This is a genomic window from Streptomyces lacaronensis, from assembly GCF_047337785.1.
In the GTDB taxonomy this organism is placed as follows: domain Bacteria; phylum Actinomycetota; class Actinomycetes; order Streptomycetales; family Streptomycetaceae; genus Streptomyces; species Streptomyces lycopersici.
Map to the genome: position 1 here is coordinate 2,215,162 of NZ_JBLHDK010000003.1, position 12,595 is coordinate 2,227,756.

The following is a 12,595-nucleotide window of genomic DNA, read 5'->3' on the forward strand; positions in this document are numbered from 1 at the left end:
CGTGCGCGATGCGCGGAATTGGTCTTTCGGCAGTGTCCGTCCGTCCCCCGTCTTCGTAAGGTCACCCCTGCGGCCGGCCGATCACGCGGGTGGGGGACATGACGACACGGACACACACGACCGGATCCGGCGCCCGCCCGTGCGCGTCCTGGGCCGGACACCTGCCACTGGGGGCCACCATCGCCCACCTGCCACTGGCGGCCACCATCGCCGCCGCCGGGTTGAGCGTGGTCAGCCTGTGGTGGGTGGTGCCCACGGCGCTGTGCGCGTTCGCAGCGGGGTGGCGGCCGGGGCGGACGTGGTCCACGGCGGTGGGGCTGATCGGGGTGGTGGCGGGCGCTGTGGTGGCCGTCGCCGCGGTGCCGTCCTGGATCACCTGGGCCGACCGCTTCGTGGCGGTGGTGGCGGGGGCCGTCGTCCTGCCATGGTTCGTGGGGCGGTTCTGCCGTCAGTACCGGGAGTTGGTCCGGGCGGGGTGGGAGCGGGCCGCGCGGCTGGAGCGCGAGCAGCGGCTGATCGCCGAGCAGGCCCGGCTGCGGGAGCGGGCCCGTATCGCGCAGGACATGCACGATGTGCTCGGCCATGAGCTCAGCCTGATCGCCCTCTCGGCCGGGGCCCTCAAGCTGGCACCCGGGCTGGCGGACGGCCACCGGGAGGCCGCCCGGGACATCAGGGCCAGGGCGGCGACCGCCGTGGACCGCCTCGGCGAGGTGATCGGCGTCCTGCGCCAGGAGCCGGACGGAACGCCGCCGGAGCCGGGGGGCGCGGATGTGGCGGAGCTGGTCGAGCGGGCGTCGGCGTCGGGTCTCGCGGTCCGGCTGCGGATCGACGGCGAGCCCGGCGAGCCGCCGCCGGACGTGGAGCGGGCCGTGCGCCGCGTGGTGCGGGAGGCGCTGACCAACGTGGCCAAGCACGCCCCGGGTGCGGAGGCGACCGTCCACGTCCGGCATACGGCCGAGGAAACCGGGGTCCGGGTGGTGAACGGCCCCGCGTCCGCCGCCGCTCCCGTCCGCTCCGGCGGCGAGGGCTTCGGCCTGATCGGCCTGGACGAGCGCGTCGCACTGGCCGGGGGCACCTTCGGATACGGCCCCGAGGCGGGCGGTTTCGCCGTCCGCGCCACGTTTCCCCGCACCACCACCCGGCGGCCGGGGGCGCCTCACGCCCCGGACGCCCCGGTGGCGGATGACCACCGGCGCGCCCGCCGCCGGCTCGGCCGCACCCTGCTCGCGGCCCTGATGGTGCCCCTGGTCGCGGGGGCCCTGCTGATCGGGGTGGCGCGGGTGTGGGACACACTGAAGGCCCGGGAGTCGGTGCTGGCCCCGGACGACTACGCCCGGCTGCGTATCGGAGAGGACCGCGACCGGATCGCGCGGTATCTGCCGGGGCGCCAGACCGGCCACCGGCCGACGGCCGCCGAACCGAGGGGAACGGACATCGTCTGTGAGTACTACGCGATGACGGCCGACCCCTTCGACGACCGCTCCGGGGACGTCTACCGGCTGTGCTTCCGCCACTCCACCCTGGTGTCCGCCGACGCCTTCACCGGGAAGGGCGTCCGATGATCCCGCGGCGGGAAGGGCGTCCGATGATCCGGGTCCTGATCGCCGACGACGAGCCGATGATCCGCGCGGGGATCCGGGCCGTGCTCGCCACCGATCCGGAGATCACCGTGGTCGCGGAGGCGGGCGACGGCCACCAGGCGGTGGAACTGGTGCACCGCCACCGGCCCCGGGTGGCGGTGCTGGACATCCGGATGCCCGGCACCGGCGGTATCGAGGCCGCCCGCGAGATCCACCGGACGGCGCCGGCCACCGGTGTCGTCATGCTGACCACCTTCGGCGAGGACGACTACATCCTCCAGGCGCTGGGCGGCGGCGCCATGGGCTTCCTCATCAAGTCCGGTGAACCGGAGGAGCTGATCGCGGGGGTGCGCGCGGTGGCCGACGGCGCCGCCTATCTGTCACCGAAGGTCGCGGCCCGCGTCGTGGCGCATCTGGCGTCCGGTGGCGCGGGTGCCCTGGCCGACCGCCGCACCGCCGCCCGCGCCCGGGTCGACGCCCTGACCGCCCGGGAGCGGGAGGTGCTGGCCCTGCTCGGCGGCGGGCTGTCCAACGGTCAGATCGCCCGTCGGCTGCATGTCGTCGAGGGGACGGTCAAGGCCCATGTGAGCTCGATCCTGGCCCGGCTGGGCGTGGAGAACCGGGCGGCCGCCGCCGTGGTCGCCCACGAGGCCGGAATCCTTCCGCCCCGCGCGCCCGAACAGCGCTGACACCGCCCGTACGGCCGGGGGGCCCGCCGCGACCAGCGTCGCCGCCACCACGGCGGCGCCCAGCAGCGCACCGGCGGCCACGTCGTGCGGATAGTGCGCCCCCACCGCCACCCGCAGCAGGGCCGCCGCCACCGCCAACGGCAACGCCACCGGGGCGAGACGGGGCCTGAGCAGCGTCAGCCCGACCGCGATCCCGGTGGCGAGGGTGGCGTGGTTGCTCGGAAACGACCAGTCCCCCGGCTCGGGACACTCCGCTACCGCCACGGCTCCCCGTACCGCCCGGCACGGCCGCTCCTCGTCCACCACGAGCTTCACCGCCTCGCTCGCCACATAGGCGGCCACGGTGCCGATGCCGGTGAGCACGGCCCCGGCCACGCCGGAGGCGTCGCCGCGCCGGAGGGCCGACCACCCCGTCCACAGCAGAAGCAGCCCCAGCGCCACCAGCGTGCCCTCGGTGGCCATCTCCAGCAGCGACCCGGCCCACGAGGGCGCTCCCGCCACCGCGTCCGCCACCGCCCGGTACACCGACACCGAGGCGCCGCCCGTGACCTCCACCCGATCCGCGTCGCCCAGCCCACCGGGCGACAGCCACATCACCGCTCCCGCCCCGGCGGCACACAGCGCCCCCGAGAGCAGCAGTCGACGGCCGAAGCCGTATCGCGTCCTTGAAACCATGGCCAGTGACCGTAGAAACGGCGACGGCCCGCCACCTCTGGCAAACGGCCAGGTCAGACCCCTGACCATCGTCGGGGTTGACACCCCCGGCGTGCCCCGGGGAATCTCCTGGGCACCCGGTCGGTTCTGCTGCGAAGAGACCGCATCGCGACCACAGGAGGCAGACATGTACGGCGACCCGGCCACGGTCCGCACGATCCTCACCGAGTTGGGCGACACCTGGGCCATCGTGGGCCTGTCGACGAACCAGCAGCGTGCGGCATACGGCGTCGCCGACGTCCTCCAGCGCTTCGGCAAGCGCATCGTGCCCGTACACCCCAAGGCCGAGACGGTGCACGGCGAGCGCGGCTACGGCTCGCTCGCCGAGATCCCGTTCCCGGTCGATGTGGTCGATGTCTTCGTCAACAGCGACCTGGCGGGCCCGGTCGCCGACGAGGCCGTCGCCATCGGCGCCAAGGCCGTCTGGTTCCAGCTCGGCGTCATCGACCCGGAAGCGTACGACCGCACTCGCGCCGCCGGGCTCGCCATGGTCATGGACCGCTGCCCGGCGATAGAGATCCCCCGGCTGGGCTGACCTGCGCCCACAGTCGACGATCTGTCGCACGAGGATGGGCGGCACGCAGGAAACCTGCGCTACGGCCGACGGCAGGCGCGAAAAGCCCCGCCCGGCGCCACGGGGGCACGGACGGGGCCGCTGTTGGGCTGTACTAGCTCCTCTTGTCCCCAGCCTGATCGCTGCCACGCTTGGGGACGAGGAACCCCTTCACCGGTCGCCCGGTGCCTTCTTGGAGCCCTCGAAGCGTCATCACGACAGCGCGATACCGAGGGTCAATCCAGTCTTTTCGCATCTCGAACCTCCCTCGGTGACGCTACTGCCGTCGCGCGCTCGATCAGGGACGAGCAGACAAGGTTCATCACTCCGTGGGACCGGGGTCCGGAGGCATCGGCATGATCGCGCACTCCTCGGTGTGCTGGCACTTGGCCGCCACGACGACCGGATCCGAACCGGGAGGGCCCCACAGCTCGGAGTCGACGTCGAAGCCCAGTTCCGCGATCCGCGTCTTCGTGCGCTCCAGGATCTTCGCGTCGTAGTTCCGCGGGTTGTACCCGGGCGTGTGGTGGACGTACCCGCCCCGCCTCGTACACAGGCTGGAGTACAGATACGTGTGCAGGATGAGCGCGTGCCACCCCTCGTCGACGATCCGCGACGGGGTCAGGTTCTTCCCGGGAGAGCACAAAGCGGCGATCACGAGCTTCGTCGCCTCATCGACGATTCGGCCAGCCATGGTCTCGTCCATGTCCGGGTTGTTGTCCATGACGGTCTTGACCACGACTGCCCGATCCTCGTCGGGCAGCAGAGCTGTACCTTGACTCATGCGCGTACCTCTTCTCTGTGAGTGGTGCGTTGCCCTCGTCCCGGTCACTGGCCTCCAACCATCCGGCCGGGACGAGGCTGCACGTACTTACGGCCCCCGTGCGGGGATCCTGAGAGCGTCCCTTCCACGCCCTGAGGACCCCCGCCGACGGCGTGGGCATGACGCGTGGGGCGCGTCCGCCGCCGATCCTCGTCCCCTCCGCAGCCGGTGATCAGGGTGGGAACGAGGAAGTCATCAGGCGGGATGGCTCACGGCCTCCTGGAACTGCGCCAGCCGTCGCTGTCGATCCTCTGCAACCATGATCACATCGGAGAGGGCCAGCCGAAGCAGCTTGATCGCGGCCTGCGCATCCTCGAGCGACGTGGACGGGTCCGCCAGATATCGCGACGACGCCGTGATGGCCGCGCGCCCCCGGTCCTCAAATGTCATTGCGGCCTTTTCGCCAGGCGTCACGGCCACGATGAGCGTGATTGCGTCCCGCCACGACAGGTAATCGTCCCTGCTGGGATACCGCGTCATGCCGTCGCCCCGTCGTGACGGACCAGTGTTGTGCCCGGCCCGAGCTGTTCCCCACTGGCGTGAAGCCTGCGCATAGCCACGTTACGGGGCGTACTCGGCACCACCTCGTCGTCGACGGCCACGCACGCGCCCCCAACGTGACTGACCGTCTGCCGCAACGTATCGCGAGCCGCGTCGTCGAACGCGATCCGGTGCCAGTTGGCGACGAGGCAGACGATTCGCTTTCCCTGCCCCTCGTGCTCCATCGCGGCGATCATGCCGTTCCAGATAGTCCGCCGGAGGGCAACAGCGTTGGATCCGCGGTCTACCCACTGTCCCACGACTGTCCACCCCTGTTCGCGGGCGTACTGACGACAGGTAAGGATCCGCTCATCCGCTGAATCCTTCTCGGTCACCTCGCGGTCGTAGATGAATACGAGGGTCTTCGACTCGTCGTTGGTCATTGAGGCTCCCGGTCGCTGATTTCCGCTGTGTGACCAGACAACTACGGGTGACTCATGATCAGTTGGCACAAAACTTGCACAACGGCGCGTCGGAACCCCTCGGAGGTAGGGACGCAGGCGAAACGGCGTGCGACAGTTGGTCCATGCAAAGCGCACCGTCAGCGGGCGAGAACATCGCGGTTTTGCGTAAGGTCCGCGGGCTGAGCCAGACGGCTCTTTCCCGCCAAATGGGGGTCACGCTCTCTTACCTGAGCAAGATCGAGACTGGACTTCGTCCAGCGACTCCGCCGATCGTGGCAGCAGCGGCAGGTGCGCTGAAGGTCACGATGGCCCGCATCTACGGAGATCCGTTCGCCGATCCGTCGAAGCAGACCGAATTGATGGATCAGCTGCGAACGGTCGTCCGTCGACACACGCTGCCGCGCGAAGACGTGCCGCCTCCCGACGAACTGGCTGCCTCCCTCAAGCGCGCCGCTCAGCTCCGTGCCAACACTGACTACCTGAGGCTGCTCGAGCTCCTCCCCAAGCTGCTCGGTCAGGTCACCGCGACGGCTATGGAGAGCGACGGGGACGCCACGGCGTGGGGGCAGGTGGCCGACGTGTATAGCTGTGCATACGCCTGTGCCCACCGCTTCCGACAGTCTGATCTGGCCGACATGATTGTGAGCCGTCAGCAGTGGGCGGCTCAGCAGACGTGGAATCCCGAGGCCGTAGCTGCTGCGGCGTGGAACGAAGCGGGGACGTACCAGTCGGCCGGCGAGTACTCCGACGGGCTGGCGATCATCGAGCGCGCTATCGTCCAGTACGAGAGGATGCCGGGCGACGACCTGGATCGCGTCGTCCACCTTGGCTCGCTCCATCTTCGCGGTATCGTCCTGGCCAGCCGTCACGAGGACGCGAACGCCACCGCGGACCACGTCCAGCGAGCGAAGGCGCTGGCGGAACGGATCAGCGGGCCCGATGTCCTCCAGCACAATCTGACGTTTGGGCAGGGCAACACGGCACTGTATGAGTTGGCAGCCCAGATCGAGCTGAACCACCCGGACAAGGCGGCCGAGGTAGCGGTCCCGTTGCTGAAGAATCCTCCCGCGGGGCTGAAGCCGTCGCGCGTCGGCCGACTGGCCATCGACGCCGCTCGCGCTCGACTGGCGACGAAAGACCTCGTCGGTGCGGAGGAGGCACTGAAGCAAGCGTTCAAGGTCGCCCCGCAGATGGCAGAGATCCACCCCATGGCGCGGGAGGTGCTGCGCGTGCTGTGGACGCTCCACCAACGCAGCCGACCGGACCTACTGGCCATGGCGAAGCGGTCCGAGCTTGCGTCCTGACCAACGCAAACAGCCTCCGCCGGATGATCCCGAAGGCCACCGTGGCGTCAGGCGCCCAGGCCCTCCAGGACCACCGCGCCCGGGAGGCCCGCGAGCAGCTTGCCCGGCACGATGAGCTTGCCGCGTCGGCTGCCGCTGCCGATGAGGGCGTACGGGATGTCGGCCACGGCGGCGTCCACCAGGAGTGGCCAGTCGGCGGGCAGCCCGATCGGGGTGATGCCGCCGAATTCCATGCCGCTCTCGTCCGTCGCCGTGTCCATCGGGGCGAACGACGCCTTGCGGGCGCCGAGGTGGCGGCGCACCACGCCGTTGACGTCCGCGCGGGTGTGGGCCAGGACCAGGCAGGCGGCCAGGGTGGTCTCGCCGCCCCGCTTGCCCGCGACCACCACGCAGTTGGCGGACTGCTCCAGCAGCCAGGAGCCGTAGTTCTCGACGAGCACGGCGGTGTCGGCCTTGTCCGGGTCCGTGTCCACGAAGAGCACCTGCTCCACCGGCTCCGGGCCGCGCCAGGTGCGCAGCGCCTCGGCGACGGGAGCGGTCAGCAGGTCCAGGCACTCGACGGCGGGACGGACCTCGTCGAAGGCATCCATCGGCGTACTCATGCCGCCAAACTAGCAGTCGGAGCGGGGCACGGGGGCCGGGCCCGGCGGCCTCAGCGCGCGGGCGGCACCGACACCGCCATGGTCATCTCCACCGCCGCCGTACCGTCGTTGCGGTAGGTGTGCGGGGTGTTCGCCTCGAACGCCACGGAAGTGCCGGCGGGGGCGGTGTGGGTCTCGCCGCCGATCACCAGGGTGAGCTCACCGGCCGTCACATGGATCAGCTCGACCGTGCCGGACGGATGCGGATCGGAGCTGCTCTCGTCGCCGGGCATCAGCCGCCATTGCCACAACTCCAGCGGGCCGTCCGCCTCGGTGCCGACGAGCAGCGCGGTGTAGCTGCCCGCCTCGGTGGACCACATCCGCACCGCCTGGTCGGGCGGGACGAAGGTCACCCGGGGCCCCTGCTCGTAGTCGAGCAGTGTGGTGATGCTCACGCCGAGCGCGTCGGCGAGCTTGACGGTGGTGCCCACGCTCGGATTCGTACGGGCCTGCTCAATCTGGATGATCATGCCCCGGCTGACCCCGGCGCGGGCCGCCAGGGCGTCGAGGGTGAAGCCGCGTTCGTTGCGCCACCGTTTGAGGTTGCGGGCGAGCGACTGGGTGAGCTGGTCGAGGTCCGTCACGTTCCGGTCCGTCCATCCGTCCAAAATAGTGAATGGCATAGTCGAGTGTAGTGAACTACTGTGGGCTGTACTCCCACGTCCACCACACTGTACGGCGAGGTTTCACCATGTCCGCACTCTTCGCTCTTGCCACCAGCCTGCTCTGGGGGCTAGCCGACTTCGGCGGAGGGCTGCTCACCCGGCGCACACCCGCGCTCACCGTGGTCGTCGTCTCCCAGATCATCGCGGTCACCGTGCTCGGCGCCATCGTGGTCGCCACCGGCGGATGGTCCGAGGCGGGCCCGCAGCTGTGGTTCGCCGCGGCGGCCGGTGTGGTCGGCCCGGCCGCGATGCTGTGCTTCTACCGGGCCCTCGCGCTCGGCCCGATGGGCGTCGTCTCCCCGCTCGGCGCGCTCGGCGGGGTCATCGTGCCCCTCGGCGTCGCGCTGGTGCTCGGCGAGCGGCCCGGCCTGCTCCAGGTCTCGGGCGTCGTGGTGGCGGTCGCGGGTGTGGTCCTGGCGAGCGGTCCGCAGACCGGCGGGGCGCCCGTCCAGCGGCAGACGCTGCTGCTCACCCTGGTGGCCGCGCTGGGCTTCGGCTCGGTGATGGCGCTGATCGCCGAGGCGTCGAACACGCTGACCGGGCTGTTCCTCGCGCTGTTCGTGCAGCGGGTGTGCAACGTGGCGGTCGGCGGCGGCGCGCTGCTGTTCTCCGTCCGGCGCGGCAACCCCGGGCTGCCCGAGGGCGGCATGGGCGTCGTGTGGGCGTCGCTGCCCGCGCTCGCCTTCGTGGGCCTGGCCGACGTGGCCGCGAACGGCACGTACAACCTCGCCGCGCACCACGGCCCGGTCACCGTCGCCGCGGTGCTCGCCTCCCTCTACCCCGTGGTGACCGCCCTCGCCGCCCGCGGACTGCTCGGCGAGCGGCTGCGGGTGGTCCAGGCCACGGGCGCCGGACTCGCCGTGGTGGGCACGCTGCTGCTGGCCACGGGCTGAGCGGCCCGCGGCCCGGCCCCCGCCCGGCCATGCCCATCCGGCCATGCATAAGCGGGCACGCCCCAGGAACCCACTCGCCATGGGGCACGGATACGACAAGCTGTACGTGGTGCGGGCCGAGGCCCGGGGGATCGTGCACGCCGCGGCGCGGGCGTGGCAGGGGCCGGGGCGCGAGCGGGACCTGCTCGTGCAGTCGCTCAAGGCGGCCGGGGCGGCCACGCTCGCCTGGGCGGTCTCGGGGTGGTGGCTGAAGGACCCGGTGGCGCTGATGGCGCCGTGGGTGGCGGTGGTCCTGGTCCAGGCCACCGTCTACCGCTCGCTGTTCAAGGGGTTGCAGCAGCTGGTGGCCATCGCCGTGGGCACCCTGCTGGCGGCGGGGGCCGAGGCCCTGACGGGGAACACCCTGATCTCGGTGGCCCTGGTCCTGCCCGTCGTGATGCTGCTCAGCAACTGGCCCCGCCTGGGCGACCAGGGCATCTACGGCCCCACCACCGCGCTGTTCACCCTCACCTCGGCCCCGGTGTCCAGCCTCACCGTCTCCCACCGGCTGTTGCAGGCCCTGCTGGGCGCCACGATCGGCATCGCGGTCAACGCGCTGGTCCTGCCGCCGGTCCATCTGCGGAACGTCCGGGAGAACCTCAGCAGTCTGGCGCACGGGACACAGGAGACACTGGCGAGCATCGCCGAGGCGCTGGCCCAGGGGGACTGGTCCGAGGACAGCCCCACCAACTGGCGACGGCTGGCCGACCAGCTCAAGCAGCGGCAGGAGAGTCTGCGATCCGCCCGGCTGTGGAGCCATGAGAGCCTCCGGCTCAATCCCAGGCTGCCGTGGAAGTCCCGCGAGAAGCTGCCTCCGTCGCTTCCCCCCGAGAGCGAGGACCAGCGGTGGAGCGCGATCGTCGCCGAGGTGGGCGCGGTCGTGAGGACGATGGTCGACATCGCCGACGAGAACCGCGCCATTCCCGCCCCCGACCAGCAGCCGCTGCGCGACTACGGCCGCCTGCTCGCCGAGCTGGCGGCGGCCTGCGAGGCACGGGCCGAAATGACCTATGAGCCCGCCGCCCCCAACGGCGCGCGCGGCCAACTCGACGATGCGCGCGGCCAACTCGACGATGCGCTGGAGGCCGTGGAACGGCACCACGGCGTCCTGCACAAACAGCTCATCGATGAGCGCTACGTCTCCCCCGGCACCACCGCCGTCCTGGGCACCCTGCTGATCCAGGCCCAGAACATCTGGCACGACATCGCCCCGGACACCTGGCCCCGCGCCGCCACCGGGGCATAGCACCCGGCCGCCGGGGTACATCGGTGCAATCCCCCGCGGTGGTGTCGGGGCGGAGTTGTGAGGAGTGGTGCCCATGAAGCCGATCGGCCAGGCACGGCCGGGATTCCCCTGCTGGGTGAGTCTCGCCGCCCCCAGCCTCCAGGCGGCGCAGGAGTTCTACACCGCGGTGCTCGGGTGGACCTGGCGCCCCACCGGGCTGGGTGAGGAGTTCCGTACGGCACTGTTCGGCGGAGCGCCGGTGGCCGGGGTCGGGGCGCTCGCGAACAGTCTCAGGGGCGCGGTCGCCTGGACGCCGTTCCTCGCCGTGGCGGACGCGGACGCCACCGCGGCACGCATCCGTGAGCGGGGCGGCACCGTCGGCGTCGGCCCGCTCCCGTTCGGCACCGGCCGCCGCGCCGGGCTGGCCGCCGACCCCGATGGCGCCGTCTTCGGCTTCTGGACGGGAGAGGCGCTGCCCGGCTGGCCATCGGGTCCGGCGCCGGGTCCGCGGGAGGGCGCCCCGGCCTGGCTGGAGCTGCGGACCCGTGACGCGTTCGCGGCCGCCCTCTTCTACGGCGAGGTCTTCGGCTGGGCGTCGCCGGAGGGCAACTGCTCCGTGGAGTACGAGAACGACGAGGTGATCGTGCGCGAGGCGGGCCGCAAGCTGGCGGTGGTCCACGGCGGCGCCGTCGAGCAGGCCCCCGACCCTCGGGTCCGGCCGCGCTGGTACGTCCACTTCCGCGTCCCCGATGTGACGGCCGCCGTGGCGGCGGCCCGCGCCGCCGGGGGCACGGTCGCCCTCCCGCCGGACGCCTCGCCCACGGGCCGTCAGGCGATCCTGCGCGACCCCGACGGCGGGCTGTTCACCGTCACCGCGGCCTGAGCGGACGGCCCTGACGGACGGCTTCGCCCCGGCTCGGCTCGGCTCGGCGAGATGGCGTAAAGACGACATCGACAGGTGAGGAAGCCGGTCCGGCCGGGAAGCCGTGGAGGCGGAGAGCGCGGGGGACCACGCTGTCGTCAGGACGGAGAGCGATGATGGCCACCACGGCGGAGGAAGCCCGAGCCGGTCTGCCCGCGTCACGCGTCATCCGGCTGCCGGGGATCGTGCTGGGGGTGGGGCTGGGCGGATTCCTCGACGGGATCCTGCTGCACCAGCTGCTCCAGTGGCACCACATGCTCAGCAGCACCAACCACGACCGCATCGGAGTGAGGTACTACAACCCGCACACCGTCTCCGGTCTGGAGATGAACACCGTGTGGGACGGCGTCTTCCACGCCGTGTGCTGGATCTCGGTGCTGCTGGGGCTGGCCATCCTCTACGCCCGGGTCACCCACGACCGGCGCCGGGTCTGGGGCTCCCGCGTCCTGTGGGGCTGGATGCTGGTCGGCTGGGGCCTGTTCAACCTCGTCGAGGGCGTGCTGGACCACCAGATCCTCGGCATCCACCATGTCCACGGCGGCCCGGAGCAGCCCTGGTGGGACGCCGGCTTCCTCGTCCTGGGCGCCCTTCTGGTGGCCGGCGGCTATCTGCTGCAGCGCGGCGGGGCCCCCTCCGGCCCCGACGCGCCGCGCACCACCGGGCACGTGTGATGGGTGGCGGCGCGGCGCATCCCGGCCATGGGCACGGCGAGGGCGGCGGCCCCCTGGACGTATGGACCCTGGACGTATGGCTGCCGGCCCTCGCCCTGCTGGGGTGTGCCGCCGCCTACGCGCTGGCCGTTCGCCGCGCCCGTCGCCGTCACCCCGCCCAGGGTCGGCCGTTCGCGCGGTCGCTGAGCTTCGCGGCGGGGCTCGTCCTGGTGGCCGTGGCGCTGCTGCCGCCGCTCGCGCCGTTCGCCCATCAGGACTTCCGCGGCCATATGGCCCAGCATCTGCTGCTCGGGATGTACGCGCCCCTGGCACTGGTGCTCGCGGCCCCGGTCACCGTGCTGCTGCGCGCCCTGCCCCCGGACCGCGGCCGACGGCTGACCGCCGTGCTCCGCTCCCGCCCCGCGCGGCTGCTCGCCCATCCCGTCACCGCCCTGCTGCTGACCACCGGTGGGCTGGTGCTCCTGTACTTCACCCCCGTCTACGACGCCACCATGAGCCACCCCGGATGGCACTGGCTGACGCACGCCCATTTCCTGTTCTCGGGCTGGCTGTTCGCGTATGTCATCGCTGGTCCCGATCCGGCCCCCGCCCGGCCGGGGGTGCCGACCCGGCTGGTGGTCCTCGGCGTCGCCATCGCCGCCCACGCCGTCATCGCCCAGTTGATGTACGGAGGCTTCTGGGTCGACGTCCACGCCCCGATCGCCGAGGTCCGGGGCGGTGCGGAGATCATGTACTACGGGGGCGACCTCGCCGAGCTCCTTCTGGCCGCGGCCCTCGTCACCACCTGGCGGCCCGTGAGGACGCCCCGGAGCCCGCACGGGTCACGGGTACGCCCGGCGGCACGCCCGGTGCGGCGGCCGAAGGAGGGGATCCGCGCCCCGCGCGCCCTGCCGAAATCCAGGTGACGGTGGGGGTTACCACCGGGGCCACGG

The 12,595-nt window shown here is 71.8% G+C and carries 14 protein-coding genes and 1 pseudogene; 9 read left to right on the forward strand and 6 right to left on the reverse strand.

Annotation, left to right across the window (positions count from 1 at the left end):
- Positions 1–98 precede the first annotated feature (98 nt).
- The gene (locus ACMTAK_RS09755; protein ID WP_413805840.1) at positions 99–1,562 is read left to right on the forward strand and encodes a sensor histidine kinase; all 1,464 of its coding nucleotides are present in this window, start codon (positions 99–101) and stop codon (positions 1,560–1,562) included.
- Between the two features lie 23 nt (positions 1,563–1,585).
- A complete protein-coding gene (locus tag ACMTAK_RS09760) occupies positions 1,586–2,269 on the forward strand; it encodes a response regulator (protein WP_413805841.1) in 684 nt (227 codons plus the stop codon).
- 90 nt (positions 2,270–2,359) lie between these two features.
- Here ACMTAK_RS09760 and ACMTAK_RS09765 read toward each other — a convergent pair.
- A pseudogene (locus ACMTAK_RS09765) lies at positions 2,360–3,172 on the reverse strand (phosphatase PAP2 family protein); the annotation flags it as partial.
- Between ACMTAK_RS09765 and ACMTAK_RS09770 the strand changes: the two are divergent.
- Positions 3,111–3,518 (forward strand): CoA-binding protein, encoded by a 408-nt coding sequence (locus ACMTAK_RS09770; protein WP_210946502.1) that lies wholly within the window; start codon positions 3,111–3,113, stop codon positions 3,516–3,518. The pseudogene ACMTAK_RS09765 and the gene ACMTAK_RS09770 sit on opposite strands and share 62 nt — an antisense overlap.
- A 340-nt stretch (positions 3,519–3,858) precedes the next feature.
- Here the strand turns inward: ACMTAK_RS09770 and ACMTAK_RS09775 are convergent, their stop codons facing one another.
- From ACMTAK_RS09775 to ACMTAK_RS09785, 3 genes are all read right to left on the reverse strand, one after another.
- Positions 3,859–4,320 carry a glycine-rich domain-containing protein gene (locus ACMTAK_RS09775; protein WP_413805842.1) on the reverse strand — a complete coding sequence of 154 codons (462 nt, stop codon included), beginning with the start codon at positions 4,318–4,320 and terminating at the stop codon, positions 3,859–3,861.
- Between the two features lie 234 nt (positions 4,321–4,554).
- A complete protein-coding gene (locus ACMTAK_RS09780; RefSeq protein ID WP_413805843.1) occupies positions 4,555–4,839 on the reverse strand; it encodes a hypothetical protein in 285 nt (94 codons plus the stop codon).
- Positions 4,836–5,282 carry a recombinase family protein gene (locus ACMTAK_RS09785; RefSeq protein WP_413805844.1) on the reverse strand — a complete coding sequence of 149 codons (447 nt, stop codon included), beginning with the start codon at positions 5,280–5,282 and terminating at the stop codon, positions 4,836–4,838. Before ACMTAK_RS09785 ends, ACMTAK_RS09780 begins: the two co-directional genes overlap by 4 nt.
- A 143-nt stretch (positions 5,283–5,425) precedes the next feature.
- Between ACMTAK_RS09785 and ACMTAK_RS09790 the strand changes: the two genes are divergently transcribed.
- Entirely contained in the window at positions 5,426–6,607 is a 1,182-nt protein-coding gene (locus tag ACMTAK_RS09790) for a helix-turn-helix domain-containing protein (protein ID WP_413805845.1), read from the forward strand.
- A 47-nt stretch (positions 6,608–6,654) separates the two neighbouring features.
- On the opposite strand, the gene ACMTAK_RS09795 is transcribed toward ACMTAK_RS09790, so the two are convergent.
- Positions 6,655–7,209 carry a YbaK/EbsC family protein gene (locus ACMTAK_RS09795; RefSeq protein ID WP_413805846.1) on the reverse strand — a complete coding sequence of 185 codons (555 nt, stop codon included), beginning with the start codon at positions 7,207–7,209 and terminating at the stop codon, positions 6,655–6,657.
- A 50-nt stretch (positions 7,210–7,259) separates the two neighbouring features.
- On the reverse strand, positions 7,260–7,832 hold the full coding sequence (locus ACMTAK_RS09800; RefSeq protein WP_413805847.1) for a helix-turn-helix domain-containing protein: 573 nt from the start codon (positions 7,830–7,832) through the stop codon (positions 7,260–7,262).
- Positions 7,833–7,939: 107 nt separating this feature from the next.
- On the opposite strand from ACMTAK_RS09800, the gene ACMTAK_RS09805 reads away from it, so the two are divergent.
- The 5 genes from ACMTAK_RS09805 (at position 7,940) to ACMTAK_RS09825 (ending at position 12,568) form a co-directional block, all read left to right on the forward strand.
- A complete protein-coding gene (locus ACMTAK_RS09805; RefSeq protein ID WP_413805848.1) occupies positions 7,940–8,806 on the forward strand; it encodes an EamA family transporter in 867 nt (288 codons plus the stop codon).
- Positions 8,807–8,885: 79 nt separating this feature from the next.
- The gene (locus ACMTAK_RS09810; RefSeq protein WP_413805849.1) at positions 8,886–10,091 is read left to right on the forward strand and encodes an FUSC family protein; all 1,206 of its coding nucleotides are present in this window, start codon (positions 8,886–8,888) and stop codon (positions 10,089–10,091) included.
- A gap of 73 nt (positions 10,092–10,164) precedes the next feature.
- Positions 10,165–10,953: a VOC family protein gene (locus tag ACMTAK_RS09815; protein WP_413805850.1), complete on the forward strand. Its 789-nt coding sequence runs from the start codon at positions 10,165–10,167 to the stop codon at positions 10,951–10,953.
- A 155-nt stretch (positions 10,954–11,108) separates the two neighbouring features.
- Positions 11,109–11,663 carry a DUF2243 domain-containing protein gene (locus tag ACMTAK_RS09820; RefSeq protein WP_413812838.1) on the forward strand — a complete coding sequence of 185 codons (555 nt, stop codon included), beginning with the start codon at positions 11,109–11,111 and terminating at the stop codon, positions 11,661–11,663.
- A complete protein-coding gene (locus ACMTAK_RS09825) occupies positions 11,663–12,568 on the forward strand; it encodes a cytochrome c oxidase assembly protein (protein WP_413805851.1) in 906 nt (301 codons plus the stop codon). The genes ACMTAK_RS09820 and ACMTAK_RS09825 overlap by 1 nt, the downstream gene beginning before the upstream one ends.
- The last annotated feature ends 27 nt before the right edge of the window (positions 12,569–12,595 follow it).

Bases quoted from the DNA above. Each gene is read 5' to 3' on its own strand.
- ACMTAK_RS09755 (WP_413805840.1), top strand. From the start codon at position 99: ATGACGACACGGACACACACGACCGGATCCGGCGCCCGCCCGTGCGCG.
- ACMTAK_RS09760 (WP_413805841.1), top strand. From the start codon at position 1,586: ATGATCCGGGTCCTGATCGCCGACGACGAGCCGATGATCCGCGCGGGG.
- ACMTAK_RS09770 (WP_210946502.1), top strand. From the start codon at position 3,111: ATGTACGGCGACCCGGCCACGGTCCGCACGATCCTCACCGAGTTGGGC.
- ACMTAK_RS09775 (WP_413805842.1), bottom strand. From the start codon at position 4,320: ATGAGTCAAGGTACAGCTCTGCTGCCCGACGAGGATCGGGCAGTCGTG.
- ACMTAK_RS09780 (WP_413805843.1), bottom strand. From the start codon at position 4,839: ATGACGCGGTATCCCAGCAGGGACGATTACCTGTCGTGGCGGGACGCA.
- ACMTAK_RS09785 (WP_413805844.1), bottom strand. From the start codon at position 5,282: ATGACCAACGACGAGTCGAAGACCCTCGTATTCATCTACGACCGCGAG.
- ACMTAK_RS09790 (WP_413805845.1), top strand. From the start codon at position 5,426: ATGCAAAGCGCACCGTCAGCGGGCGAGAACATCGCGGTTTTGCGTAAG.
- ACMTAK_RS09795 (WP_413805846.1), bottom strand. From the start codon at position 7,209: ATGAGTACGCCGATGGATGCCTTCGACGAGGTCCGTCCCGCCGTCGAG.
- ACMTAK_RS09805 (WP_413805848.1), top strand. From the start codon at position 7,940: ATGTCCGCACTCTTCGCTCTTGCCACCAGCCTGCTCTGGGGGCTAGCC.
- ACMTAK_RS09810 (WP_413805849.1), top strand. From the start codon at position 8,886: ATGGGGCACGGATACGACAAGCTGTACGTGGTGCGGGCCGAGGCCCGG.
- ACMTAK_RS09815 (WP_413805850.1), top strand. From the start codon at position 10,165: ATGAAGCCGATCGGCCAGGCACGGCCGGGATTCCCCTGCTGGGTGAGT.
- ACMTAK_RS09820 (WP_413812838.1), top strand. From the start codon at position 11,109: ATGGCCACCACGGCGGAGGAAGCCCGAGCCGGTCTGCCCGCGTCACGC.
- ACMTAK_RS09825 (WP_413805851.1), top strand. From the start codon at position 11,663: ATGGGTGGCGGCGCGGCGCATCCCGGCCATGGGCACGGCGAGGGCGGC.